This window comes from Streptomyces sp. CB02923, assembly GCF_001905005.1.
Lineage (GTDB): Bacteria > Actinomycetota > Actinomycetes > Streptomycetales > Streptomycetaceae > Streptomyces.
On the sequence record NZ_LWKZ01000026.1, the window covers coordinates 182,726 to 208,584 of the forward strand.

Sequence of the window (25,859 nt, forward strand, 5' to 3'; positions counted from 1 at the left end):
CCGGGGGGCAGCGCTCGAACCGGCCCCTCAGCCGAGCAGCGGAGCCACTGCCTCCCGCAGCTGGCCGATGTGCTGATAGTGCAGGCCCGTCATGCCTGCCGCCCTGGCCGCGGCGACATGACCGGCGGTGTCGTCGACGAACAGGCACCGCCGCTCGTCGGCTCCGGCCCGCCGGGCGGCTGCCCTGAAGAGGCGCGGGTCCGGTTTGGCCGCCCCGACCCGGGCGCTGTTGACCACCGCGTCGAACGCGTCCGTCAGCCCCGCCTCGGCCAGGTACGCCTCCAGCCGGGTGGTGGCGTTGGAGACCAGGACCACCGGCACCTTGCCGCGCAGTGCGGCCAGGAGTTCCACGACGTCGGTGTCGACCCGCCCCGTGAGCGCGCTCCACGCGGCGACCAGGTCCCGGGCCCGCTCGGGCGAACCGCAGACCGGCGCCAGGATCTCCGCGACGCGGTGCCGCCACTGCTCGTCACTGAGGTGACCGGTGACGGCCGCCGACAGCAGCGCGTCCTCGAACGCGGTCCCGGCCAGGGTTCCTTCGGGCAGCCCCCAGGACCGGTCCAGTGCGGACATCCCGTCGGGGTCCCACAGGTGTACGACCCCGTCGAAGTCGCACAGCACGGCGTCGAATAACAGTGTGTCCATGGTGTCGATCATGTCATCCGCCTGCCGGGCCACCCGCTTCCCGGTTCCGCGGCCGGAAGGACACGCCGTACGCCGCCGGGCGAACGCGCCGCGTTTCAGGCCGCGTTGGCGCGGAAGGCGGAGCGGCAGGACTGCGGCGTGACACCGACGACGATCCGGGCCAGCCATACGATGTTCAAATGTCTGATGTTTGTATGTATGCTGTTTCCATGAAACCCATCAGTACACCGCGGCGGGCGGCCAGCCTGTCCGCGCAGCTCGTCGACAGTCTGCGCTCGCACATCGAGGCAGGTGGCTGGCCGGTGGGCACGCGCATCCCGCCGGAGCAGGCCCTCATGGAGGAGCTCGGGGTCGGGCGCAGCACGCTGCGCGAGGCCATCGGCGCGCTGGTGCACCTGGGTCTGCTGGAAGCCCGGAAAGGCGACGGCACCTACGTCCGCGCGTCGAGTGAGCTCCAGTCGGTCATGGTGCGGCGGGCGAGTTCCGCGCAGCGGGACAACGTTCTCGAACTGCGCACCGTCCTGGAGGAGTACGCCTCGGGGGCCGCCGCCCTGCGCCGTACCGAGGACCAGCTGCACCAGCTCAAGGAGCTGCTGGCCGACGCCGACGCGGCCTGCGCCGGTGCGGACATGTCCGCGGCCGGGAGTGTCGACGCGCTGTTCCACCGGGCCGTCGTCCGGGCGAGCGGAAACGACCTCCTGGTCGAGGTGTACGACTACCTCGGTACGGCTCTCACCTCCTCCCTCGGAGGTCTGCCCTGGGATGCCGCCGGTGCCGGGGAACACGCCCGTCTGCACAGGCGGCTCGTCGACGCGATCGAGGCCCGGGACGAGAACGGCGCACGCGAAGCGGCGGCCGCGATCGTCCAGCTCACCCGCGCCCACCAGGCCGAAGCCCCACGGACGGCGGAGGGACGGTGAGTCCGCGGTCACCTTCGCCGTCCCGGTCCGGTCAGCGCTCCGCCTCCGGGGCGCCGGCCCCCGGCCTCACCCGGCCCGCCGTGTCCATCGGGCTCGTCTTCGCGATCTGCCTGGTGGCGGCGAACCTGCGTACCGGTCTCACCGGTGTCGGTACGCTGCTCCCGGCGATCGAGCACGGCAGCGGCCTGACATCGAGCTGGGGCGGGCTGCTGAGCACCCTCCCCCTGCTGACGTTCGCCGCGACGTCGCCCCTGGTGGCCCGGACCTCCCACCGGTTCGGTACCGCGCGCCTGCTGGTGGCGGCCCTGGGCGCGCTGGCCGTCGGAACCGTGATCTGGTCGCTTCCCTCGGTGATCTGCCTGTTCGCCGGGACCGTGATCCTCTCCGCCGCCATCGCGTTCGGCAATGTGCTGCTGCCCGCACTGATCAGGCGGAGCGTTCCCGCACACCGCATCCAGGGCATCAGCGCTCTCTACGTCACCGTCATGGGCGTCACGGCCGCGGTCTCCTCCGGGATCTCCGCGCCGCTCTCCCACACCCTGCCGGGTTCCTGGCACACCGCTCTCGCCTGGGGTATCGCCTTCACCGTCGCGGCGTTCCTCGCCTGGCTGCCCCGGATGCGGGGCGACCGGCCCCAGTCCGCCACCGGCGTGACCCGCAGCGCTGTGCCCTGGCGGTCGCGACTGGCATGGCAGGTCAGCATCTTCATGGGCCTGCAGTCCCTGGCCTTCTACACCGCCGTCGCGTGGCTGCCCAGCATTCTGATCCAGCGCGGCACGTCCAGCACCACGGCCGGCTGGATGCTCTTCTACTACCAGATGATCGGCCTGGCGGCGAGCAGTCTCCTGCCCTTGCTCACCCGGGGCCGTCACGACCAACGCTGGACCGCGGCCGGGGCCTCGGTCCTGGTGGCCGGTGGCTTCGCCGTGCTGGTGTCCGCCCCCGCGCTGTCCGTTCTGGCGTGCACCCTGCTCGGGCTGGGCGCCGGCGTGTGCCTCGTCCTCGCGCTGACCTTCCAGAGCGAACGCGCTGGCAGCTCCGGCGAAGCTGCCGCGCTGGCAGGTATGGCGCAGTCCGTCGGCTATCTCGTGGCGGCGGCCGGTCCCCTCCTCCTCGGCATCCTGCACGACGCCACGAGCAGCTGGACACCTCCGCTCGTGGTCCTGGCCGTCCTCGGCATTGCCATGGCAGGTGCCGGATACGGCGCGGGGCGGAACCGCCAAGTGCGTTGTGCCGCCCGCTGAGTTCTTTTCCCGGCTTCCCCTGACCTACCTCCTGACTTTCCCTGCCGTCCCTCCGCTCCCCCTGCCCGAAAGTGAAGATCCCTCCAGATGAACGGGCCCTTAAGGCCACAGAGGAGACCACTCATGCCCGGTTCGAAGCCCCCGACCGACGAGTTCAGCGCACGTACCGCTCAGCGCAGTGCTCACCTGTACGCGGCTGATCCGCAGTTCCGCGACGCCGCGCCCCTGGAAGCCGTCAGCGAGGCGATCCGGCGGCCGGGGCTGCCGCTCGCCGAACTCGTGGCCACGGTGATGGAGGGGTACGCGGACCGCCCCGCCCTGGGCGAGCGTGCCACGGAGCCGGTCACCGACCCGGACACGGGCCGCACCACGCCGCGCCTCCTGGAGCGGTTCGACACGATCACCTACGGCGAACTGTGGGAGCGCGTCGGCGCGGTGGCCTCCGAGTGGCGGCACCATCCCGGCCACGCCGTGGGCCCGGGTGACTTCGTCGCGGTTCTCGGTCCCCCGAGCGCCGAGTACACCGTGGTGGATCTGGCGTGCGTCCGTTCCGGCGCGGTGAGCGTTCCGCTCCAGGCCGGTGCCTCGGTGGAGCAGCTGGCCCCCATCGTCGCGCAGACCGGACCGCGGCTGCTCGTGGTGGACGTGGCGCACCTCGACGTCGCGATCCACGTCGCGGCGGACGCCCCGTCGCTGGGCAGGATCGTCGTTCTCGGCCACCGTCCCGGGATCACCGCTCACCGGGAGAGGCTGGACTCCGCGCGTGGTCAACTCGCGGCGCAGGGCCGGGGCGTCGCCCTGGACACCCTGGCGTCCGTCATCGAGCGGGGACGGACCCTGCCACCGGCACCCCGTATTCCTGAGGGGTCGTCAGCCGATGCGCTCAGCGCGTTGATCTACACCTCGGGGAGTACGGGCACCCCCAAGGGCGCCATGTACACCGAGCGCCTCGTCAGGCAGTTCTGGGTCGGCTTCGTGCCCGGGGAAGAGGTGCAGCCGTCCATCGTGCTCAACTACATGCCTCTGAGCCACATGATGGGACGGGGTGTGCTGTTCGGCACGCTCGCCAAGGGGGGCATCGCCCACTTCGTGGCGTCGAGCGACCTGTCGACCCTTTTCGAGGACCTCTCCCTGGTCCGCCCCACCGAGTTCATCATGGTGCCCCGCATCTCCGACATGCTCTTCCAGCGCTATCAGAGCGAGTTGTCCCGCCGGACCGGCGTGGGGGCGGGGGCGGGGGCGGGGGGCGATGCGGCCGAGCAGGCGGACCGCGTGAAGCAGGAGCTGCGGGAGAAGACCCTGGGCGGCCGCCTCCTGTGGACCGTCAGCGCCTCGGCTCCGCTCAGCGCGGAGATGACGGCGTTCGTCGAGAGCTGCTTGCACGTCAGGATGCTCGACGGCTACGGGTCGACGGAAGCCGGGATCGTGTCGCTCGACGGCCGGGTGCTGCGCCCGCCGGTGACCGACCACAAACTGGTGGACGTTCCCGAGCTGGGTTACTTCCGTACCGACTCGCCGCACCCCAGGGGCGAACTGCTGGTCAAGTCCGAACGGCTCGTTCCCGGCTACTACCGGCGACCGGATGCCACCGCCCAGGTCTTCGACGAGGACGGCTTTTACCACACGGGCGACATCGTGGCCCTCGTCGGCCCCGACGAGTTGGCGTACGTCGACCGCCGTTCCGCCGTCCTCAAGCTGTCACAGGGCGAGTTCGTGGCCACCTCCCGGCTGGAAGCCCTCTTCGCCGGCAGCCCGGTCGTCCGGCAGGTCTTCGTGTACGGCAACAGTGCCCGTGCCTACCTGCTCGCGGTCATCGTGCCCACACAGGACGCTCTCGACCGCGCCGGCGGGGACACCCGTCGCCTCGCGTCGGTCCTGCGCGAGTCCCTGCAACGCCTGGCCACCGAGGCGGGCCTGAACTCGTACGAGATACCACGGGACTTCCTCATCGAGACCGAGCCGTTCAGCCAGCAGAACGGACTGCTCTCCGGAGTGCGCAAGCTGCTGCGCCCCGCGTTGACGAAGCGCTACGGCGAGCGCCTCGAAGCGCTGTACGCCGAGCTGACCGGGCGCGAGTCCGACGAACTCCGGGCACTGCGCCGGGACGGCTCGTCCCGGCCGGTGGGGGAAACCGTGCTCCGGGCCGCCGGAGCGCTTCTCGAACACCACCAGGGTGATGTGCGGCCCGGCACGCACTTCACCGAACTCGGCGGTGACAGTCTCTCCGCGCTGTCGTTCTCCCAGCTGCTGAAGGAGATCTTCCACGTCGGCGTCCCTGTCGGCGTCATCATCAACCCGGTCAACACCCTCCGGCAGGTGGCCGATCACATCGAGAAGGCTTTGGCGCCGGGGCACCGGCGCCCGACCGCAGACAGCGTCCACGGACCGGGCGCGACGCGGCTCGCGGCGGGCGACCTGACGCTGGACGCGTTCCTCGACCCGGAGACCATGGCGAAGACCGGCAGGCCGGACGGCCCGCTGCCCGCCGCCCGGACCGTCCTGCTGACCGGCGCCAACGGCTACCTGGGCCGCTTCCTGTGCCTCGAATGGCTGGAGCGCGTCGCGGAGCGCGGCGGCACGCTGGTGTGTGTGGTCCGCGGCAGCACCGACGAGCTGGCGCGGGCACGGCTCGACGCGGCCTTCGACAGCGGTGACCCGGAACTCCTGCGGCACTACCACGACCTGGCCGCCGAGCACCTGGAGGTGGTCGCCGGCGACATCGGGGAGACCGGCCTCGGGCTCGGCGAGGAGACCTGGCAGCGGCTGGCCGACACCGTCGACCTGATCGTTCACCCGGCGGCACTCGTCAACCATGTCCTGCCGTACGACCAGATGTTCGGCCCCAACGTGCTGGGTACGGCCGAACTGATCAGGCTCGCGGTCACCTCCCGGATCAAGCAGTTCACCTACCTGTCGACGGTCGCCGTCGTCTTCAGGGCCGAGGCCGCGGCCGACGAGACCGCGGACATCCGTACGGCCTGCGGGACGCGCGATCTCGACAGCGGCTACGCGAACGGTTACGGGGCCGCCAAGTGGGCGGGCGAGGTGCTGCTGCGCGAGGCGCACGACACGTTCGGCCTGCCGGTCGCCGTGTTCCGCTCCAGCATGATCCTCGCGCACCGGCGCCACCGGGGCCAGCTGAACCTCCCGGACGTGTTCACCCGCCTCGTGCTGAGTCTGCTGGCGACAGGAGTCGCCCCGGGCAGTTTCTACGCCCGGGGCACCGGCGACGGCAGCGGTGACGGCACCGGTGTCGGCAGCGGGCACTACGACGGGCTCCCCGTGGACTTCACCGCGCAGGCCATCGCCGCGCTGGGCGACGACGCGCGGGAGGGGTACCGGACCTTCAACGTCGTGAACCCGCACGAGGACGGCATCTCACTCGACACGTTCGTCGACTGGCTGGTGGCAGCCGGCCACCCCCTGGCGCGGATCCACGACTACGACGAGTGGCTCGACCGCTTCGAGACCGCGCTGCGCGGCCTGCCCGACCGCCAGCGGCAGCATTCGCTGCTCCCCCTGCTGCACGCCTTCACGAAGCCGGAGGAGCCCCTGCCCGGGTCCGCTCTCCCGGCGGGCCGATTCCGCGCGGCAGTGCGGGCCGCCGCCCTCGGCAAGGAGAGCGACATCCCCCATCTGTCGCCGGACCTGATCGGCAAGTACGTGGCCGACCTCCGGTCGCAGCGCCTGCTGTGACCGGGCCCACGCGGACGATCACCGCACAGGACGACGCCGCACAGGACGCCGCCTCCGGCCGGCCGCGATGCGTTCGCCGACGCGCGTAACGAGGTCACGCCGCGGAGGAAGCGGCGCGCAGCACGGCGAGCACCTCCTCGTCACCGACCTGGCTGAAGTCGTCGTACCACTCACCGACCGCCCGGAAGTGGTCGGGCCGGTGCAGTACCAGCACCCGGTCGGCCTCCTCGGACAGTTCCGCGATGGCGTTGCGGGAACCGACCGGTGCGGCCAGCACCAGGTGCGCGGGCTGCCTGCGGCGCAGGTGGCGCAGCGCTGCGAGGGCGGTCAGGCCGGTGGCGAGGCCGTCGTCGACGAGGAGGACGGCCCGCCCGCTGATACGGGGTTCGGGCCGCCCCTCGCGGTAGAGGTCCTCCCGCCGGTGCAGTTCGGTGCGCTCGCGTGCCACGGAGGGGGCGAGCCGGTCCTCGGCCAGGCCCAGGGCCTCCAGGGCCCGGTGGTCGAAGACGGGCTGTTCCTCGTCGACGATGGCGCCGATGCCCGTTTCCGGTGAGCCGGGTACGCCGATCTTGCGGGCCACCAGTACGTCGAGGGGCGCCCGGAACTCCTGGGCGATCTCCGCGGCCACGGGGACGCCACCGCGCGGCAGGGCGAGTACGAGCGGGTCGGCCGCGCCGTACGGCCACGTCGCGGCGTCGAGCGCCCCGGCCGCGTCGTCGTCGGCCGGGGCGCGCAGCCACCGGGCCAGGGCGCGGCCTGCGTGCCGCCGGTCGGTGAAACGCATGGCTGCTCCTTGGCCTCGGCCGTCGCGAGGGGCGCTGAGGGGGACCTGGCGGGGGGGACAGGGGGCGCCACACCCCGACCGATCGGGGCACGGCAGCCCCGTCCCTCACCGTACGCGCGTCACATCGTGGCCGGACGTACCACTTGCCACTCGGGTCGGTGTGTCGCCTTGTCCGCCGGGCAGCCCGCCGGGCCCCGTCGTCCACCAGGCGCGGAGCGCCCCTGTCTGGCGCCCGGCTGCGCCGATACGTGTCCGGATGTGACAGGTAATCGTCATTGCGGTCACCGACGGCAGCGGTGAGGATCGGTTCATGCCCACTGCACACCGTGTCGTCATCGCGGTCTTCCCCGATGTCGACCTCCTCGACGTCACCGGTCCGGCCGAGGTCTTCGCCCTGGCCAACCGGGAGACCGCGGGCCGTGCCGGCTACCGGGTCCGCCTCGCCGGGCCGACGGCCGGCGCGGTCCGCACGTCGGCGGGCGTACAGCTGCTCGCCGACACGGCCTTCGGCGACGTCGGCGATCAGGTGGACACCCTGCTGGTGCCGGGCGCGGTCGACATGACCGCGGACGGTCCCCGCGCCCGTACCGACCCCGCCGTCGTGGCGTGGGTCAAGGAGACCGCACCGCACGCCCGGCGGGTCGCCTCGGTGTGCGTGGGCGCGCACGTGCTGGCCGCGGCGGGCCTGCTGGACGGGAAGACGGCGACCACCCACTGGTCGACCTCCGCCCAGCTCGCCGCCGACCACCCGCAGATCACGGTCGACCCGGACCCGATCTTCGTCCGCTCCGCCTGCGGGCGGCTGTGGACCGGGGCCGGGATCAGTGCCTGCCTGGACCTCGCGCTGGCGCTGGTGGCCGAGGACCTGGGCGAGCAGACCGCTCTGACGGTGGCCCGGCAGCTGGTGCTGTACCTCAAACGGCAGGGCGGCCAGAGCCAGTTCTCCGTACCGCTCAGCCGCCCTGCCGCCGGGCGCCGGGACATCGACGAGCTACGGCTGTGGATTTCCGAGCACCTCGACGAGGACCTGTCCGCGCAGACCCTGGCCGACCGGATGTGCCTCAGCGAACGGCACTTCGCCCGCGTCTTCAAGCAGGAGACGGGCAGCAGTCCCGCCGCGTACGTCGAAGCGGCCCGCGTCGAGACGGCCCGGCGCCTGCTGGAGACCACCGACTGCCCGCTCGACCAGGTCGCGGCCGCCGCCGGGCTCGGCTCGGCGGAGACCTTGCACCGGGCGTTCAGGCGGCAGCTCGCCACCACCCCGGCGGCCTACCGCCGCCGCTTCCGCACCCGGTCCGCCTGACCCACCCGGCACCGGACCTCCTTCCCTTCCCGCATCCACACACATCGCGAGGCGACAGACCTCGAACCTCGCCATGCCCTGACGAAAGGTTTCCGATGAACGCCATCACCCCGTCCACTCCCCTGCGCGACGTGCTCGGACTGGACGCCCGGCCGCCACGGCTGAGCGAATCCGCCCTGCTCCTGATCGACTTCCAGAACACCTACCGCACCGGCGTCATGGCCCTGGACGGCGCCGATGAAGCCCTCACCGCCGCCGCCCGCCTGCTGGAGCGGGCCCGCGCCGCGGGGAGCCCGGTCGTCCACATCGTCAACGACGGCGGCGAGAACACCCCGTACGACATCCGGGCCCATATCGGCGCCATCAGCGACCAGGTGGCCCCCGTGGGTGAGGAGCCGGTCGTCGTCAAGCAGTTCCCCGACGCCTTCCACGCCACCGAGTTGGAGAAGACCCTGAGCGGCCTGGGCTTCGGGCCGGGCAGCGGCAAGGACCTCGTGCTGGCGGGTTTCATGACCCACATGTGCGTCACCTTCACCGCGCAGGGCGCCTTCAACCTCGGCTACCGGCCCACCGTCGTCGCCGACACCACCGCCACCCGCGCCCTCGCCGCCCCGGACGGCACCGTCCTCCCCGCCACCGCGCTCCGGGCCGCCGCCCTGACCACCATCACCGACCTGTTCGGCCTCGTCGTCCCCACCGCCGACAGCCTGCGCACCTGAACCACCCACCGGGCGCCGCCAGTCGGTTTGCGCGCAAGGGCGGGTCCTCACTCAGATGCGTCGGCCGCCAGGATCCGCTCGACGTCCCAGGCGTGGTGGTGGCCGTCATGAGCGTTGTTGCGCGCGACGTCCTCGGCGCGCTGCGCTCCCCGGGTGGCGTGCTGGAGTACGACTCCGCTGTCGAGCGCGGCCGTCGCCGAATCCACCCAGGCGTCGACCGCGCGCTCCAGGGACCACAGGGCCGCCGCGGGGGCGATCTCGTTGTAGTGGCGGGCCTGCCCGGCGAGGTCCGGGTCGTAGCCCGGCACCTCCACGACCCCGGACAGCCGGGCGCCGGCGAGCCGTTCCGCCCAGTTCCGCAGGTTGTCGGTGACGTGGCTGACGTACGCCGCGGACGTCCACGCCAGGTCGGGGTGCCGCTCGTATCCCGTACGCCCGGCGAGAAGTCCGCCGAAGCGGGACGGCAGCCCCTGCACGGCGCGAACCGCCTCTCGCGGGGTCAGCGACCACGTGAAACCGCAGTCGCGACACGGGTCTCCGTACAGTGTTGCGCCCCAGATCTCCATGGGCTTCGATCCTACCCAGGCGTTGATCTTGGCTCAAGCGTCCGGGATGCCTCACGCCCGTGCGGCACGGAAACGGAACCTTCCCTTTCCCAGCGTGACCTCGGCCGGGCCGAACCCGGCGGCGCGCAGCCGCCGCGGCAGGGTCTCCGGCGGTACGGGAACGTAGGTGTCGCCCAGGTGCAGCAGGCGGAACGCCGTACCCGCACAGCCGTCGCAGCCGGCGAAGACGCCGCCGGGGCGCAGGACGCGCCGGGCCTCGGCGAACAGGCGGTCCTGCCGCTCCGGGGACGGCACGTGGTGCAGCATGGTGAAGCACACGACGGCGTCGAAGCCGCCGTCGGGGAACGGCATCGACGTCCCGTCGCCGTGCACGACGTCGACCTGCCCCGCGTACGCGTCCTGAAGTTTCTTGGCGTACTCCGCGTCGACTTCGAGGACACTGAGGTGACCCGGCGCCCGGCGTGCGAGGACGCGCGTGGTGGCGCCGTAGCCGGGGCCGATCTCCAGGGTCTCGGCACCGAGTTCGACTCCGTCGAGGGCCCAGGGCAGCAGGTTCTGCTCAACCCCTCGTGCCCACCTGTCGGAACTGCAGATCCACTGGTGTATGCGATTCATGGAGGCCATGAGGCGATGCTAAAAAACGGGGGAGATGTCCACCACGAGGTGGGGGGACACATCTTGTCGCGATACGGACATCTGGTACCGGGGAACGGGGTTCCGGACGCGGCGGTGGTCGTGGCCAGCTTCGAGGTCGACGACGGCCAGTGGTACGGACGCCACTGGCACGCGACGCACCAACTGGCCTGGGCGGAGAAGGGAGTCATCGCCGTACGCGCCCGGGGCAACACCTGGGTACTGCCGCCGACCATGGCCCTGTGGATACCGGCCGGCACCGAGCACGCGACGGGCGCGTCCGGCCCCGTCACGGGCCGGAGCCTGTACTACCTGCCCGACCGCTGCCCGGTGCGCTGGTCGGCTCCCACCGTCGTGGGCGTCTCACCCCTGCTGCGCGAGCTGATCGCGTACCTGGCGGACGAGGGCCTGTCGGCGAACGCCCGGGAGCGCGCGGAAGCGGTCGTGCTCGACCAGTTGCGCCCGGTGTCGGTGGCGACGGTGCTGGCGCCGCTGCCCCGCGACGACCGGGCGCGCCACGTCGCCCGCGCGCTCCGCGCGCGTCCGGCGGACGACAGGACGCTGGCGCAGTGGGGCGCGGAGGTGGGGGCGAGCGCGCGGACGCTCGCCCGCGCGTTCGCCGCGGAGACGGGGATGCCGTTCGGGCAGTGGCGCACCCGCCTGCGCCTCCAGACCGCGATGCCGCTGCTGGCGGGCGGCGCGACGGTGGCGGCGGTGGCCGTCCGGGTCGGGTACGCGTCACCGAGCGCGTTCGTGGCGGCGTTCAGGCGGGTGGTCGGCGTGCCGCCCGGGGCGTACTTCTCACCGTGAGTGCATGCCGCTCCGCCGGTCCGCGCCGCCCGGTGCCCCGGTCAGTTCCGCGGCACCGGGCGGAAGGCGAGCAGGGCGATGTCGTCGGCGCTGTCGGCGCTCAGCGCGATGAGCAGTTCGTCGCAGAAGACGTCGAGGGGTTCGCCCGCCAGGGTGGCGGTGTGCCGGCGGAGCCGGTCCATGGCGTGGTCGAGGTTCTCGTCGCGGCGTTCGATGAGGCCGTCGGTGTAGAGCAGGACGGTCGCGTGGGCCGGAATCGGGTCGGTGGCTCCCGGGCGGGGCATGCCGGGTTCCATGCCCAGCAACAGGCCGGACCCCGCTTCGAGATAGCGCGTTTCGCCCTCCTTGGTCGTCAGCAGCGGCGGCAGGTGCCCGGCCGAGGAGTGGTTCAGCTCCCAGGGCCCGCTCGCGGGGCCGGTGACCAGGCCGTAGATGCAGGTGGCGGTGGCCTCCTGGGACAAGCTGTGGCTCGCGATGTCCAGGCGGCGCACGACCTCTTCGGGCGGTTCCTGACGGTCGATGGCGATGCCGCGCAGCATGCTGCGCAGCTGGCTCATGGCGACGGCGGCCTCCAGGTCGTGTCCGGTGACGTCACCGATGACCACGGCGGTCCGGCCGCCGGGGACGACGAAGCTGTCGTACCAGTCGCCGCCGATCTGCGCGGTGGTGGAGGAGGGCGCATAGCGGGCGGCCATCTGGAGGTGCTCGATGTCGGGCAGTACGGGCAGCAGGGAACGCTGGAGGCGCTCCGCGATGTGCCGGGTCTCCTGGTACAGGCGGGCGTGCTCGACGCCCAGGGCGAGGCTGCGGACCAGGTCGCCGATCAGGGGCAGCGATTCCTCGGTGAACGGCCGTTCCTTGCCGGTACGGATCAGGGTCAGGGCGCCGAAGACGGCTCCGCGGGTCCGGAGCGGAGCGATGACCGCGCTGTTCGCCCCCACCCGTTCGAACAGCTCGCGGTCGTGGACGTCGAGCGGACTCTCGATCCGGCTCCGCGACGGGCCCTCGGTGAGCAGCAGCGGGCCGGCTCCGCGCAGCACCCTGGCGAGCGGCCCCCGCGCGGCCCCGGTCACCGGTGGAAGCCTGCCCGCGTACGCCTCGGCGGGCAGTTCCGTGGAGCTGTGGTGCGCGACGCAGAACCGCTCCAGCAGTTCGCCTTCGACGAGCAGGTCCACCACGCACCAGTCGGCGAGCCGCTGGGTCAGGATCCTGCACACCCGCTGCAAGCCCTCGTCCAGGTTCGCGGTGCTGCTCAGCGACTCCCCGATATCGGCCAGCAGCCGGCGTTCTCTGCCCGGCCCGTCGGGCTCGTCGGAGTCCGCACCTGTGACGCGCTCCGGGTCGTCGGGCAGCTCCGGTCCGCCGGGCGGCTGCGGTGAGATGGCCTGACTCTCTCCCGGGGGAAGGGGCGCGGGCACGGGAGGGGCGGTCCTGGGGGCGAGCTGGGCGACGAAGACAGTACGGCCTTCAGCCGTCACCTGGGTCTGGATGAACAGCCGGACGGGCACCAGCCTGCCGTCCCGGTGCAGCGCCGGAAGCGGTACGGAGCGGCCCAGGATGTGGGGCCGGCCGGTGAGCTGAAGCCGGGAGAAGGCCGTCACGTGGCGTTCCCGCAGGTGCTCGGGGATCAGTACGGTGAGCCGCTGCCCGACGAGTTCGCCCTCCTGCCAGCCGAGCATGTCCGCGGCCGACCCGTTCGCCACGATGATCCGGTTCTCGTCGTCGGCCGCGATGGTGGGCACCCTGCTGGCCCATACGTGGCTGGCGTCCCAGGGCACCAGCTCCGAGGGGCTGGCGCTCGGCTCGCGGGGGACCATCGTCCACGCGGCGGGGCGCCCGCCGGTGAGCTGGCCGGTGATCTGGTCGAGCAGCCACCGGCGGAAGACGCGGTTCTGGGGAAGCGACGGCCAGGTCAGGAGGCGCTCGTCCCGGGCGGCCTCCTCGGCCGCGTCGAGTACGCGGCCCAGGGTCCGTACCGCCCGTACGGCGCCCGCCGGGAGGGACACGCTCAGGGAGTGGACATGGGCCGCCGAAGGCTGCCCTCCCAGCGCTGCCGACACTCCGGCGCCGATCACGTTGTGCACGTCGTGCGCGGCGGTGAGGTCTTCGGGACGTACGCCGGCGGCCTGCCCGGCGAATGCCGCGAGGGTCAGCTCCCGCAGCAGTGCGTGCTGGTGCTGCTGGGACGCCAGGTACAGCGTGCCGGGAAGGTCGACCAGCGTCACCGTCCGGGTCGGGCCGCAGGCCGGTGCGGCGGTCTGCCATGCGGAGGCCGGTGCCGGCCGCCCGTCCCGCCACAGTTCGAACCACACCGTCTTGCGCTCGTCGCCGGTGTCGACGCCGTACCGGGAGGCCAGTTGCTCGACGACGGCGAGCCCCTGCCCCGGACCGGCGTACGCGACGGATTCCCGCGGCACCGGCCGACGGCACGGCCGGCGGTCGCTGACCCGTACGTGGACCTCGTCGCCGAGCATCCGCGCCGACACCTCGGCCTCCGTACGCGCATGGAGCACCACATTGGTCACCAGCTCGCTGACCAGGAGTTCAGCGACGTCCACTACATCCGGTGCACCGTCGGCCAGGGCGGTCCGCACAAAACGCCGGGCCTGCGCCACACTCTCCGGCCGCGGCGGAAACCTCTGCGAGGGCGCTGTCACCGGCTGACTGATGTGGTCCATGCCGTCAGTGTGCGGCACGCGCCTTGCCCCGGCGCCGCGCTGACGAGGTGTCTCGTCGACGCGCCCGCCGGAATCCGTCAACCGGGTGAGGCGGTGCGCCGTGGAGGGCTGGTGGTCCACCGGGCGGACGCTCTTCCCCAACGGGAGCTCCACCACCCGCCGACACGACCAGCCGACACCGGCCACTGACACCGACCGGGCGCTACTCGACGGTGGCCGTACTCGGCTGCGCCCGGGGCGCGGGCACCGGAGCCGCCTTCGCCTTGGCGACCGCGGCCCCCAGCTGTCCCTGCACCACTTCGGGCAGCGCGGCTCCCTGGACGCTGTTCACCAGGTCCTGGGCAAGAAGGTGCAGCTTGATGTTGGTGTTCTGGGAAGCGCTGACCAGTACGGCCCAGGCAGCCTCCGGACTCAGGGTGAAGGTGGCCATCAGGATGCCGCGGGCCAGGTCGATGGCCGGCCGGGTCTCCATGGCACGGCGGAGCTGGGCGACTTCCGCGGGCAGGTCCGGAAGGCCGCTTTCGTGCGGGCCGGGGGCGGGGTCGGGCATGCAGTCGGAGTTGTGGTTCGGGTTCGGGTTCGGGTTCGGCGAGACGAACAGTTCGCGGGCCTCGGACAACTCCAGCAGCCGATCGACTGCGCGGCTGCTGGAGCGGATGACGACAGACTTGCCCTGCGCGACAGCCCTCAGGCGCAGACGCAGCAGCATGTTGAGACCGGCACAGTCACAGAACGGCACTGCGTCGAGGTGGAGGTCGATCCCCTTGGACGAGCAACTCAGAGCCGCGTACAGATCGCGCTCGATCTGCACGCAGGCATCCAGATCCAACTCCCCCTGCACCGCCACTCCCGTCCGGTCGCCGCCCCGGAGGCCGTCGATCCGGGACAGAACCGGCGGGAACGCGGCCGGTGCGCCGCCGCTCCCCTTGCCTTCGGCGGGGTCCTCGGGGAGGCGCGCCCAGCGCGCAGCTTCCGGCATGGCCTTCCTCTCCCGTCTTCATCGGCGCGTCTGCCGCCCATCTCAGGCTCGCCCATCAACAGACACCCGTCAACTAATACACGAAAATCATTGCGTGTATCGAGACGCGTGAATGTTCGGTCGGTAGAGTTGGAGCATGGATGGACTGACCGAATCGAACAACGGGGTGCCCGAACCTCATACCGGCTGGACGTTCGTGACCAATCACGCCCGTGTGCTGGCGGCCATCGCCGACGATCGCAACGCCCGTATCCGCGACATCGCGGCGCGCTGCCGGCTGACCGAACGCGCTGTCCAGAAGATCATCTCCGACCTGGAGCGCGACGGTTACCTCTCCCACACCCGCGAGGGCCGGAGCAACACCTACCGGATCGCCCCCGGCAAGGTGCTGCGCCACCCGGCCGAAGCCGGCCTGACCGTGGCCTCCCTGCTCTCACTGCTCGTCCAGGACGAGGCGAACCGCACCTCGCTTCCCGACGACCGGCGCCAGCACAGCTCGGCCTGATCGCACCGGCTTCGCCGATACCCGGTCGCCGCCCCCGCCCGCACCGCCCCGGCCCGCGCGGCGCTACGCCTTCGCGGCCGAACGGCGCAGAGACTCGATCCCCTGGTCCAGAACCGCTTCCAGATGCTCAAGGCTGCCGGTCGTGATGTGGATCAGCACTCCCCCTTGGATGCCGGCCAGGAGGGCCCGCGCGCCGCGTTCGGCGTCCAGCTCGGCAGCGATCTCCCCCTGGCTCTGCATACTGCGGATACCGGCGGCCAGTTCGCCCTGCCACTGGGCGTAGAGCTCCGTCACCACGGCCCGTGCGCCCTCCGTCGTCGCGCCGAGCTGCCCCATGACCGCGTTGACCGGACAGGTGGAGCCCTGCTTGCGGTAGCGGTCGACGACCTTGTCACGCCATTCCAGCCAGGCAGGCCAAGAATGCAACGCGCCCAGCTCCGGCTGTTGGTCACTGATGACGCGGGACGCCTCGTACCGGGCCACGGCCAGCAGCAACTGGTCCTTTCCGTCGGGAAAATAATGGAAAAGCTGACTCTTGCTGGTCGCCGTACGCTGCATGACGTCGTCCAGCGTCAGCGAGAAAATCCCCGTCCGGCGCATCTCGGCTGCCGCGCCCTCGACGATGCGCTGCCTGGTGGCAGCCCCCTTACGGGTCAACGGCATGCCATTCTCACCTGTTTCCGGATCGACGACGCGGTGGGCGGACCCGCGAGAGGGGTGGGTGCTTCGGGGGCGGGCTCGATGCGTGCTCGGATCTTGGACAGGGGGCCGGGTGAACGGCTACGGGCACGACCGCCCATGATCACGTGATGCCACTCGCATGATCGTGAAGGCCGTGCCCGCATGTCATCCTGCCCGCCCCTGCCCGCCTCGCGCCAACTCACCGAGCAAAACGGCCTCTGCCTTGAGGAGGTGCGTACACCCGAGCGCCCCCGTCGATCGTCAGGCGGGACGCACCTCCGTCAGCCACTCGTGCAGGTTCGCTGAGATCAGGTCGGCGTGCTGGGACAGGATGGTGAAGTGATCGCCGGGCAGTGTGCGCACGCGGTGCGTCAGTTCGGCCGGGAACGGGTGGTCTTCCGAGCTGGTGGGCACGCCCGCGACGACCTCGCTGGCGAGCAGGTGCAGGATCGGCGCCTTCAGCGGGCCGGGCCGCCAGTTGCTGTAGATCCTGCTGTAGCCGCCCATCGCCGCGATCTGGCCGCTGGTGGTCACGGTCCGGTCCGGACGGTCGAGCGACATGCCCATGAGGTCACGTCGTCGGATCTGCTCACGCATGAACTCGCTGCGGGTCTCGGTCTGGTCCATCGCCTCCTCCGGCAGGTACGAGTCCAGCAGCAGCAGCGCGGTGACGGGGACGCCGGTCTGCTCCAGGTGCGTGGCCAGGTCGTGCGCCAGCCAGCCGCCCGAGGAGTAGCCCGCGATGATCAACGGGGTGCCGGCCAGCTCACGGCGCAGCGGTTTCGCCAGCATCCGCATCAGGGCGGCACGGTCGGCGGGCAGCGGCGCCTCGCCCGCGAATCCGGGCGACCACAGCGACCACACGTCGGACGCGGGGTCCAGCCCGGCGTGCAGGTAGGAGTAGGGCAGGTCCAGATTGGGGAAGATCGGCGGGGTGAGGCCGACGACCGTGGGGCCGCCCGCGCCCGCCCCCACCTTGCGCAGTTCGGCGAGATCGCGCGGATCGTCCTGGTCGAACGTGTCGCGCGTCTCCGAGGCCGCGCGGGCCAGGCGGAGAGCGACGTTGATCCGGCCGGTGCGGATCGCCCGGATGTAGAACGAGGCCAGGCTGCCGTCGCTTTCGTCGGCGTTCTCGGGCGCCGGGTCCACCGGCCCGGTGCCGGATGCGGGCACCTCGTTCCCGGACCGGGCGGTTCCCGCGATCTCGTCGAGCGTGCCCGCCTCGGCGCGGGCGGCCAGCTTTTCCAGCACGCGCTCGGTGAGGTCGACCACCGTGGGGTAGTTCAGCACGTCGGAGAGTTCGATCTCCACACCGGCACCGGTGGTGAGGCCGTCGCGCAGATCCTCCGCGCCCAGCGAGTCCATCCCGAGGTCGCGGAACGTGTCCTCGGCGTCGACCTGGTCGTCCGGTCCGTTGCCCAGCGCCTGGTCCAGGCACTCACGGACCAGCGTCTCGACGTGGCGCGTGCGCTCCTGTTCGGGCAGTGCCCACAGCAGAGCCGCGGGCGAGCGCCGATCGGGCTCGCGCGTCCCGGGGTCGTCGGAGATCAGCACCGGCATGGTCCACTCGCGCTCGATCCAGTACCGGCTGCGCTGGAAGGCGTAGCCGGGCAACGGGATACGCCGCGCACCGGCGCCGTCCAGGACGGCACGCCAGTCCACCGCCGCGCCCATCACGTACGCGCGGCCCAGCGCGCGCACGATCGCCGCTGAACCGGTCTCCGCGCTCTCCGTCTCTTCCGGCACGGCCAGTACGGCGGGACCGTCGGACAGTGCGGCGGCCATACCCGCGGTGTCCCCGCCGAACACGATCAGCAGTCGATGGCCGTCGGCCCGCAGCTCGCGGGCAGCCGAGCCGGATTCGGCAGTCGGCACCGTGCGGCAGTCGTCCTCGGCCGGACGGTCCCGCAGCCAACGGCCGGTGTCCCCGCACAGCACCGGAACGCCGGGCGCGGGGGGCGGGACATCCACGACGTCGGGTTCGACGCCTGCGGGGCATCCGGCCGCGATCCGCAGCGCCGAGGGCAGGGACAGCCACCCGACCGCCCAGGACGCGGCCAGCCGGCCGGATCCGTGTCCCGCCAACGCCGCCGGGCGCACTCCGGACGCGCACCACATGCGTGTCACGCCGGTCAGCACGGCCAGCGTGGCCGGGACCAACACATCCGGCCGGTCCAGTGGCGGCGCGTCCGGGTCACCGCGCAGCACATCCGTCAGAGACCAGCCGACCAGCCCGGCCAGCACTGCCGCACATGCGGAGAGGTGCTCGGCGAACGGCTCGGCCTCGGCGTACTGCGTGGCCAACGCGCGCACCACGGCCGGGGTGCACTCGTGTGGGTACAGGAACGCGGTGGTGCCGTTCCGTACGGCGGTGCCGGAGACCGCCACCGTGGTGCTCCCGGTGTCGTTCCGGCCCGTGCTCAGCGCGGTCAGGCCCGCGGCGAGGTCGGCCGGGCGGGAGCCGAACACCACCGCGCGGTGCGGCAGGTGCGCCCGGGTGGTGGCCAGCGACCACGACAGGTCCAGCAGATCCGGGCGCGCCCGGTCGAGGTACTCGTGCAGCGCGGCCGCCTGCGCGGACAGCGCCTGTTCGGTCCTGCCCGACAGGGTCCAGGCCAGCAGCGGCGGGACGGCCCGGTCGCCGGGCTCGATGTCCGGGTCGGGCCCCGGGTCCTCCAGGATCACGTGTGCGTTGGTGCCGCCGACTCCGAACGCGGACACGCCCGCCCGCCGGGGACGCCCGTCGCGCGGCCACGGGACCGCGCTGGTGAGCAGTTCGACGCCGCCCTGTGCCCAGTCGACCCGGGGGGTCACCGTGTCGAGGTGCAGGGTCCTGGGCAGCGTGCTGTGCCGCATGGCCAGCACCATCTTGACCACGCCGGCGACTCCGGCTGCGGCCTGGGTGTGGGCGAGGTTCGACTTCACCGCGCCGACCAGCAGCGGCGGCCGGTCGCCGCGGTGGCGGCCGTACCCGGCCAACAGTGCCTGCGCCTCGATCGGGTCGCCGAGCGCGGTGCCCGCGCCGTGCGCCTCCACCGCGTCGACGTCCGCGGGCGACAGACCGGCCGAAGCGAGCGCGTCGGCGATCACCTGCTGCTGCGCGGTTCCGTTCGGGGCGGTCAGCCCGGAGGAGGTGCCGTCGGAGTTGATCGCCGATCCGCGCAGCAGCGCGAGCACCGGGTGGTGGTTGCGGCGTGCGTCGGAGAGCTTCTCCAGCACCAGCATCCCGGCGCCCTCGCCCCACGCGGTGCCGTCGGCGGCCGAGGAGAAGGGCTTGCACCGCCCGTCCGGTGCCAAGGCGCGCTGCCGGGCGTAGTCGATGAACAGCAGCGGGCTGGACAGGACGGTCGCCCCGCCCGCGAGCGCCAGGGTGCACTCGCCCGCGCGCAGCGACTGCGCGGCGAGGTGGATACCGACCAGGGACGAGGAACAGGCGGTGTCCACCGTGAGTACGGGTCCCTGCAGGCCGAACACATAGGCCAGCCGACCGGAGGTCACGCTGGCCGCGTTGCCGATGGAGAGCTGGCCCAGCATGTCCTCGGGCATCTCGCGGACCGCCGTGACGTAGTCCGCGTTGGACAGTCCGAGGAACACGCCGGTGCGGCTGCCGCGCAGCCCGGCCGGATCGATACCGGCGGACTCCAGCGCCTGCCAGGCGACCTCCAGCGCGATCCGCTGCTGCGGGTCCATGCCGAGCGCCTCGCGCGGCGAGATGCCGAAGAACTCGGAGTCGAAGTCGGCCGCGTCGTCGAGGAAGGCACCGTGCCGGACGTAGGAGCGGCCCGGTGTGCCCGGCTCCGGGTGGTAGATCTGGTCTTCGGTCCAGCCTCGGTCGGCCGGGAACCCGGTGATCACGTCCTGCTCCGCGGCGAGCAGTTCCCACAGCTCCTCCGGCGAGCCGACCCCACCGCCGAACCGGCAGCCCATGCCGACCACGGCCACCGGGTCGTCGACGGGGTTCTCCAGCTCCCGCAACCGCTCCCGGGTGCGCTGGAGTTCCGCGGTGACCCGCTGGAAGTACTTGACGAGCTTCGGGTCCTCGCCCACAGCTTTCGATTCCTCTCCGGTCGGCCGGGCGGTCCCGGCTGCTGGCTCACGCATCGCCGAATTCCCGGTCCACGAAGGCGTAGAGCTGGTCCACGGAGGCCGAGCTCAGCTCGTCCACCCCGAGATCCGGCTCGCCGTCCAGCGCGCGCAGCGCCGCCCGCAGCCGTCCGCGCAGCGCGTCGCGCTGCGCGTGCTCGCCGGCCAGCGCCTCCTCGACCGCCTGCGCGAGTCCGGAGAGCTGGTCCGGGCCGCGTTCGGCGGGGCCGTCCGCCGGTTCCTCCGCGCCGGCGGCATCCGGGGCGACCTCCGTACCGAGGTGCGCCGCGAGGATGGCCGGAGTGGGGTGGTCGAACACCAAGGTGGCGGGCAGGTTCAGACCCGTGGCGGTGTTGAGCCGGTTGCGCAGCTCGACCGAACTCAGCGAGTCGAATCCGAGGTCTCCGAACGGGCCGTCCGCGGGCACCCCGTCCGTGGACGGGTGGCCGAGCACGGCCGCGATGTGCCCGAGCACCAGGTTGAGGAGCTGCCGGTCCCGTTCGGTGGGGCTCAGCCCGCCCAGCCTGCGGGCCAGGTCCGCCGGGGACTCGGCGGGCGCGGCGGACCGCGCGGAGCGCCTGCGGCGGGCCGGGCGGACCAGGTCGCGCAGCAACGGCGGAATGCCCTCCTCTCCCAGACCGGCCACGGTGACCGGGTCCAGCCCGATGGGCACCAGGTGGACCCGGTCCGAGCCGGTCGCGGTGTCCCAGAGCGCCAGGCCCTGCGCGACGGTCAGCGCGCGGATCCCGGTGCGGTCCATGCGGGCCCGGTCCGCGGCGGCCATCCCGCCGCCCATCCCGTCGGTCGTACCGGCCTCGCTGTCCGGCGCCCACAGGCCCCAGCCCAGCGAGCGGGCCGGGAGTCCGGCGGCGGCCCGCTGGTTCATGAGCGCGTCCAGGAAGGCGTTCGCCGCGGCGTACGCCCCCTGGCCCGCGGTGCCGAACACGCCGGCGGCGGAGGAGAAACACGTGAACCCGGCGAGATCGAGGTCCCGGGTCAGCTCATGCAGGTGCCAGGCTCCGTCGACCTTCGGCGCCAGTACGTTCTCCACTTGCCCGTCGGTCAGCGACTCCACCAGGCCGTCGTCCAGCACACCGGCCGCGTGGACCACGGCGGTGAGCGGGTGTGCCGCGGGCACTTCGGCCAGCACCCGGGCCACGTCGTCCCGCCGGGCGACGTCGCCGCGCGCCAGCTCGGCGTGCGCGCCGAGTTGTCCGAGTTCGGCGACCAGTTCCGCGGCGCCTGGGCTCTCCGCGCCACGGCGCGAGAGGAGCAGCAGCCTGCGGGCGCCCCGGCTTGCCAGATGCCGGGCCAGCGTGCGGCCCAGCGACCCGAGCCCACCGGTGATCAGTACGGTGCCGTCGGGATCGGGCGTGCGGGCGGCCGGGCCGCCGTCGCTCTCCGCCGGGCCGTCGTCGCGGTGCAGCCGGGGCACCAGCATCTCGCCCGCGCGGAGCGCCACCTGGGGCTCACGGGCCGCAGACGCGACGGCGACCGCGTCGCGCAACGCGGTGCCGGTCGGCTCGTCGGCGTCGACCAGCAGGAGGCGGCCCGGGTACTCGTTCTGTGCCGAGCGCGCCAGCCCGTGGGCCGCGGACAGTGCCAGGTCGGGTTCGTCGCCCGCCCGCACGCCGAGCGCGCGCTCGGTGCAGACCACCAGCACCGAACCGGCGAACCGCTGGTCGGTGAGCCACACTCGCAGGTACCCGGTCAGCTCGGTGAGCGCGGCGCGGACCCGTGCGGTGACGTCGTCCCCGGCGGGACGGGCCGGGCGTAGCACCACCACCGGCGGCACCGGGTCCTCCGCGTCCGCCAGCGCCGCGAGGTCGAGCCCGCCGGTCCCGGGGTCGTGCCATCCACCGGAATCGTCCACGGTGGAGGGCCTGCGTACGGGCACCCAGTCCTGTGCCAGCAGTTCCGCGCCGTCCTCGGCCGGTCCCAGCAGGTAGGACTCGTCGGCGGGCAGCGGCCGGAACACCAGGGAGTCCACCGTGGCCACGGTGGCACCGGTCTCGTCCGCCAGCGTGATCGCCACGTCGCCGTTCCCGCCGGTGGCGTGCACCCGCACCGTCGAGGCTCCGGCCCGGAACAGCGACAGCCCCGACCACGAGAACGGCATCGAGCCGCTGCCCTCGTCGATCCCGTCCAGCTGCGGGCCGAGACCGACCGCGTGCAGTGCCGCGTCCAGCAGCGCCGGGTGCAGGCTGTAGCGCTTCGCGTCCCCCGCCGCTTCGGCGGGCAGGGCGACCTCGGCGAACATCTCCGAGGTCCCGTCGGGGTGGTCGCGTTGCCAGAGGGTCCGCAGACCGCGGAACGCGCCCTCGTAGCGGAAGTGCCTGCCCTCCACCACCTCGTCGTAGACGTCCGCGACCGGGATCTCGCGCACGTCCCGCGGCGGCCAGTGCGCGAGGGTCGTGTCCGGCGTAGCGGTGTGGATACCCAGGTAGCCGAAGGCGTGTGACTGCCATGGGCCCGGCTCGGCCTGGCCCACGCCCTCCGGCCGGGAGTACACCCGCACCGGGCGGCGGCCGGTCTCCTCGGTGCTGCCCACCACCACCTGCACCGACACCCCGCCGTGCTCCGGCAGGACCAGCGGCGCCTCGACGGTCAGCTGTTCGAGCAGGTCGCAGCCGATCTGCTCGCCCGCGGCCAGCGCCAGTTCCACGAAGCCGGTGCCGGCCAGCAGGGGGATGCCGCGCGCCCGGTGGCCCCCCAGCCAGGAGTGCGACTGGAGGGACAGCCTGCTGGTGAGCAGCACGCCGTCGCCCTCGGCCGCGGACAGCATGGCGCCCAGCAGCGGGTGGCCCACCGGGAGCAGCCCGGTGGTACGCAGGTTCAGCCCGTTCCCGTCCGGCACCAGCCAGTACCTCTCGTGCTGGAACGCGTAGGCGGGCAGGTCCGCCGTCCTGGCGGGCGCGGCGGGCAGTACGGCGGGCCAGTCCACCTCCACGCCTTGCGTGTGCAGCGCGCCGAGGGCGAGCAGCACGTCCTTGGTCTCGTCACGATCGGCCCCGCGCAGGGTGGGCACCATCGCCTCGTCCGGCCCGGCGTCCCGCCCGGCCAGCGCGGAAAGCACCGCGCCCGGCCCCAGTTCGAGCAGGACGCGTGCGCCGGCCTCGCGTGCGGTGCGCAGCCCGTCGTGGAACCGCACCGCCTGCCGGACGTGCGCGGTCCAGTACTCCGGCGAGCGCAGCTGCTCCGCCGTGGCCATCTCGCCGGTGAGGTTGGAGATCACCGGGATTTCCGGATCGTGCGTCGTCAACCCGGCCACCACCGTGCCGAACTCGGCCAGCATCGGCTCCATCAGCGGCGAGTGGAACGCGTGGCTGACCCGCAGCCGCCGGGTCCGCCGTCCCCGGCCCGCCCAGTCGGCCTCCAGTTCCGTGATGTCTTCGTCCGCACCGGAGACCACCACCGTGTCCGAGGCGTTCACCGCCGCGACGGACACCCGCCGCGCGCGCCCCGCCAGCCAGGGGGCCAGGTCCTGCTCGGTGCCCTGTACGGACAGCATCGCGCCGCCTTCGGGCAGCGCGGCCATCAGGCGGCCTCTGGCGGCCACCAGCCGGACCGCGTCCGGCAGCGACCACACCCCGGCCACGTGCGCCGCGCTGATCTCCCCGATCGAATGTCCCAGCAGCAGGTCCGGGCGCACACCCCAGGACTGCATCAGCCGGAACAGCGCGACCTCCACCGCGAACAGGGCGGCCTGGGCGTAGTCGGTGCGGTCGAGCAGGTCCGCTTCGCCGTCGAGCGCGGTCCGCAGCGGACTCTCCAGCTCCCGGTCGAACAGCTCGCACACCTCGTCGAACGCCTCGGCGAACGCCGGAAAGGAGGCGGCGAGCTGCCGCCCCATGCCGGGCCGCTGCGCGCCCTGGCCGGTGAACAGCATGCACAGCCCGCCGCCGGCCGCGGCGCCCACCGCCACGTCGGAGGCCAGGCCGGTGTCGAGGTGGCCGCGCAGCGCGGCGGTGAGTTCGGCCCGGTTCCGGCCGGGCACTGCCAGCCGGTGGCGGAAGTGGGTGCGGCGGGTGGCCAATGCGTACGCCAGCCCCTCGGCGGAGGGGGCGTCGCCGGACTCGGCGAAGGCCAGCAGCCGGGCCGCCTGGGCGCGCAGCGCGTCCTCGGTCCGGCCCGACACCGTCCACAGCAGACCGGCGGACGGCACGCCGGGCTCCGGCGCCTCCGGCTCGACGTGCTGTTCCAGCACGACGTGGGCGTTGGTGCCGCTGATCCCGAAGGAGGAGACGGCGGCGCGGCGCGCTCGGCCGGTCTCCGGCCAGGGCATCGCGTCGGCGAGCACGCTGACCCCGTCCACTCCCCAGTCCACCTTCGGGGTGGGGCTGTCCACGTGCAGCGTCTTCGGCGCGAGACCGTGCCGCATCGCCATGATCATCTTGATGATGCCGGCCACACCGGCCGCGGCCTGCGTGTGCCCGATGTTGGACTTCAGCGAGCCCAGCAGCAGCGGCTGACCGGGCGGCCGGTTCCGGCCGTAGGCCGCCACCAGCGCGGTGCCCTCCACCGGGTCGCCGAGCGGGGTGCCGGTGCCGTGCGCCTCGACCACGTCGACGTCCTGGGCGGACAGTCCGGCGTCGGCGAGCGCGGTACGGATCACCTCCTGCTGGGCGGTGCCGTTGGGTGCGGAGAGCCCGTTGCTGGTGCCGTCGGAGTTGACCGCCGAGCCGCGCAGCACCGCGAGCACCTGATGGCCGTGCCGCCGCGCGTCGGACAGCCGCTCCAGTACCAGGAGACCCGCCCCCTCGGCCCAGATCGAGCCGTTCGCCCCGGCCGCGAACGCCTTGATCCGGGCGTCCCGGGAGGTGACACCCTGACCGCAGAACTCGACGAACGTCTCCGGGGTGCTCAGCACCGTCACACCGCCCGCCAGCGCGATCGGGCACTCGCCGGCGCGCAGGGCGCGCATCGCGAGGTGGGTGGCGACCAGGGAGGACGAGCAGGCGGTGTCCACGGTGAGGGCCGGGCCGTGCAAGCCCAAGGCGTAGCTGATCCGGCCCGAGATGACGCTCATGGTGTTGCCGGTGATGCCGTACTGGGAGAACTGGTCGGTGCCTTGCCAGAGCATCTCGTAGTCGTTGCTGGACGCGCCGACGAAAACCCCGGCCCGCTCGCCCACCAGCGAGTCCGGCAGGATGCCCGCGGACTCCAGTGCCTCCCAGGCCAGCTCCAGCACCAACCGCTGCTGCGGGTCCATCACCAGCGCCTCGCGCGGGGAGATGCCGAAGAACGCGGGGTCGAAGTCGCCCGCCCCGCCGAGGAAGCCGCCCTCGCGTACGTAGGACCGCCGTGCCCGCTGGGACTCCGGATCGGCGTCGTAGAGCTCCTCGATCGGCCAGTGCCGGTCCACGGGGAAAGGCGAAATGGCGTCCGTGCCCGCGGCCACCAGGTCCCACAGCTGGGCAGGCGAGGCCACGTCGCCGGGCAGCCGGCACGCCATGCCGACCACCGCGATCGGCTCGGCGGACTGCTCGGTCGCGTCACGCAACTGCTCCCGGGTGCGTAACAGATCGGTGGTGACCCTTTTCAGATAGTTCCGGAGCGTGCTGACTTCATCGGGGCTGACTTCATCGGGCATGGACGACTCCCTGCGACAAA

At 72.6% G+C, this 25,859-nt stretch carries 16 protein-coding genes; 7 read left to right on the forward strand and 9 right to left on the reverse strand.

The annotated features are described in order from the left end of the window. Window positions 1-27: 27 nt before the first annotated feature. Entirely contained in the window at window positions 28-645 is a 618-nt protein-coding gene (locus tag A6A06_RS32555; protein ID WP_073767132.1) for an HAD family hydrolase, read from the reverse strand. A 209-nt stretch (window positions 646-854) separates the two neighbouring features. On the opposite strand from A6A06_RS32555, the gene A6A06_RS32560 reads away from it, so the two are divergent. The 3 genes from A6A06_RS32560 to car all read left to right on the forward strand — a co-directional run bounded on the left by A6A06_RS32560 (window position 855) and on the right by car (window position 6,505). Beyond that, window positions 855-1,565 (forward strand): FadR/GntR family transcriptional regulator, encoded by a 711-nt coding sequence (locus A6A06_RS32560; RefSeq protein ID WP_073766337.1) that lies wholly within the window; start codon window positions 855-857, stop codon window positions 1,563-1,565. An 80-nt stretch (window positions 1,566-1,645) separates the two neighbouring features. After that, on the forward strand, window positions 1,646-2,809 hold the full coding sequence (locus tag A6A06_RS32565; RefSeq protein WP_242441069.1) for a CynX/NimT family MFS transporter: 1,164 nt from the start codon (window positions 1,646-1,648) through the stop codon (window positions 2,807-2,809). Window positions 2,810-2,932: 123 nt separating this feature from the next. Then, on the forward strand, window positions 2,933-6,505 hold the full coding sequence (car, locus tag A6A06_RS32570; protein WP_073766368.1) for a carboxylic acid reductase: 3,573 nt from the start codon (window positions 2,933-2,935) through the stop codon (window positions 6,503-6,505). Between the two features lie 94 nt (window positions 6,506-6,599). Here car and A6A06_RS32575 read toward each other — a convergent pair whose 3' ends face one another. Further along, a complete protein-coding gene (locus tag A6A06_RS32575) occupies window positions 6,600-7,289 on the reverse strand; it encodes a phosphoribosyltransferase (protein WP_073766370.1) in 690 nt (229 codons plus the stop codon). A gap of 310 nt (window positions 7,290-7,599) precedes the next feature. Between A6A06_RS32575 and A6A06_RS32580 the strand changes: the two genes are divergently transcribed. Continuing rightward, window positions 7,600-8,592 (forward strand): GlxA family transcriptional regulator, encoded by a 993-nt coding sequence (locus A6A06_RS32580; RefSeq protein WP_073766372.1) that lies wholly within the window; start codon window positions 7,600-7,602, stop codon window positions 8,590-8,592. Between the two features lie 95 nt (window positions 8,593-8,687). Beyond that, entirely contained in the window at window positions 8,688-9,311 is a 624-nt protein-coding gene (locus tag A6A06_RS32585) for a cysteine hydrolase family protein (protein ID WP_073766374.1), read from the forward strand. Between the two features lie 47 nt (window positions 9,312-9,358). Here the strand turns inward: A6A06_RS32585 and A6A06_RS32590 are convergent, their stop codons facing one another. Both A6A06_RS32590 and A6A06_RS32595 read right to left on the reverse strand, forming a co-directional pair. Then, on the reverse strand, window positions 9,359-9,877 hold the full coding sequence (locus tag A6A06_RS32590; RefSeq protein WP_199931323.1) for a hypothetical protein: 519 nt from the start codon (window positions 9,875-9,877) through the stop codon (window positions 9,359-9,361). Window positions 9,878-9,928: 51 nt separating this feature from the next. Continuing rightward, window positions 9,929-10,501, reverse strand: coding sequence for a class I SAM-dependent methyltransferase (locus A6A06_RS32595; protein ID WP_079194511.1), 573 nt, complete (start codon window positions 10,499-10,501; stop codon window positions 9,929-9,931). 54 nt (window positions 10,502-10,555) lie between these two features. On the opposite strand from A6A06_RS32595, the gene A6A06_RS32600 reads away from it, so the two are divergent. Beyond that, complete coding sequence (locus A6A06_RS32600) at window positions 10,556-11,320, forward strand: AraC family transcriptional regulator (protein ID WP_073766378.1); 765 nt, start codon at window positions 10,556-10,558, stop codon at window positions 11,318-11,320. Between the two features lie 41 nt (window positions 11,321-11,361). Here A6A06_RS32600 and A6A06_RS32605 read toward each other — a convergent pair whose 3' ends face one another. Then, on the reverse strand, window positions 11,362-13,998 hold the full coding sequence (locus A6A06_RS32605; protein WP_073766380.1) for a SpoIIE family protein phosphatase: 2,637 nt from the start codon (window positions 13,996-13,998) through the stop codon (window positions 11,362-11,364). A gap of 202 nt (window positions 13,999-14,200) precedes the next feature. Continuing rightward, window positions 14,201-14,977: an ANTAR domain-containing protein gene (locus tag A6A06_RS32610; protein ID WP_073766382.1), complete on the reverse strand. Its 777-nt coding sequence runs from the start codon at window positions 14,975-14,977 to the stop codon at window positions 14,201-14,203. Between the two features lie 136 nt (window positions 14,978-15,113). Here A6A06_RS32610 and A6A06_RS32615 point away from each other — a divergent pair, with 136 nt between their 5' ends. Beyond that, window positions 15,114-15,482: a helix-turn-helix transcriptional regulator gene (locus A6A06_RS32615; protein ID WP_073766384.1), complete on the forward strand. Its 369-nt coding sequence runs from the start codon at window positions 15,114-15,116 to the stop codon at window positions 15,480-15,482. A 63-nt stretch (window positions 15,483-15,545) separates the two neighbouring features. On the opposite strand, the gene A6A06_RS32620 is transcribed toward A6A06_RS32615, so the two are convergent. The 3 genes from A6A06_RS32620 to A6A06_RS32630 form a co-directional block, all read right to left on the reverse strand. Then, window positions 15,546-16,145: a TetR/AcrR family transcriptional regulator gene (locus A6A06_RS32620; RefSeq protein ID WP_073766386.1), complete on the reverse strand. Its 600-nt coding sequence runs from the start codon at window positions 16,143-16,145 to the stop codon at window positions 15,546-15,548. Between the two features lie 279 nt (window positions 16,146-16,424). Further along, window positions 16,425-20,264 (reverse strand): type I polyketide synthase, encoded by a 3,840-nt coding sequence (locus A6A06_RS32625; protein WP_079194513.1) that lies wholly within the window; start codon window positions 20,262-20,264, stop codon window positions 16,425-16,427. After that, on the reverse strand, window positions 20,257-25,839 hold the full coding sequence (locus A6A06_RS32630) for a type I polyketide synthase (protein ID WP_073766390.1): 5,583 nt from the start codon (window positions 25,837-25,839) through the stop codon (window positions 20,257-20,259). Before A6A06_RS32630 ends, A6A06_RS32625 begins: the two co-directional genes overlap by 8 nt. Between the last annotated feature and the right edge of the window lie 20 nt (window positions 25,840-25,859).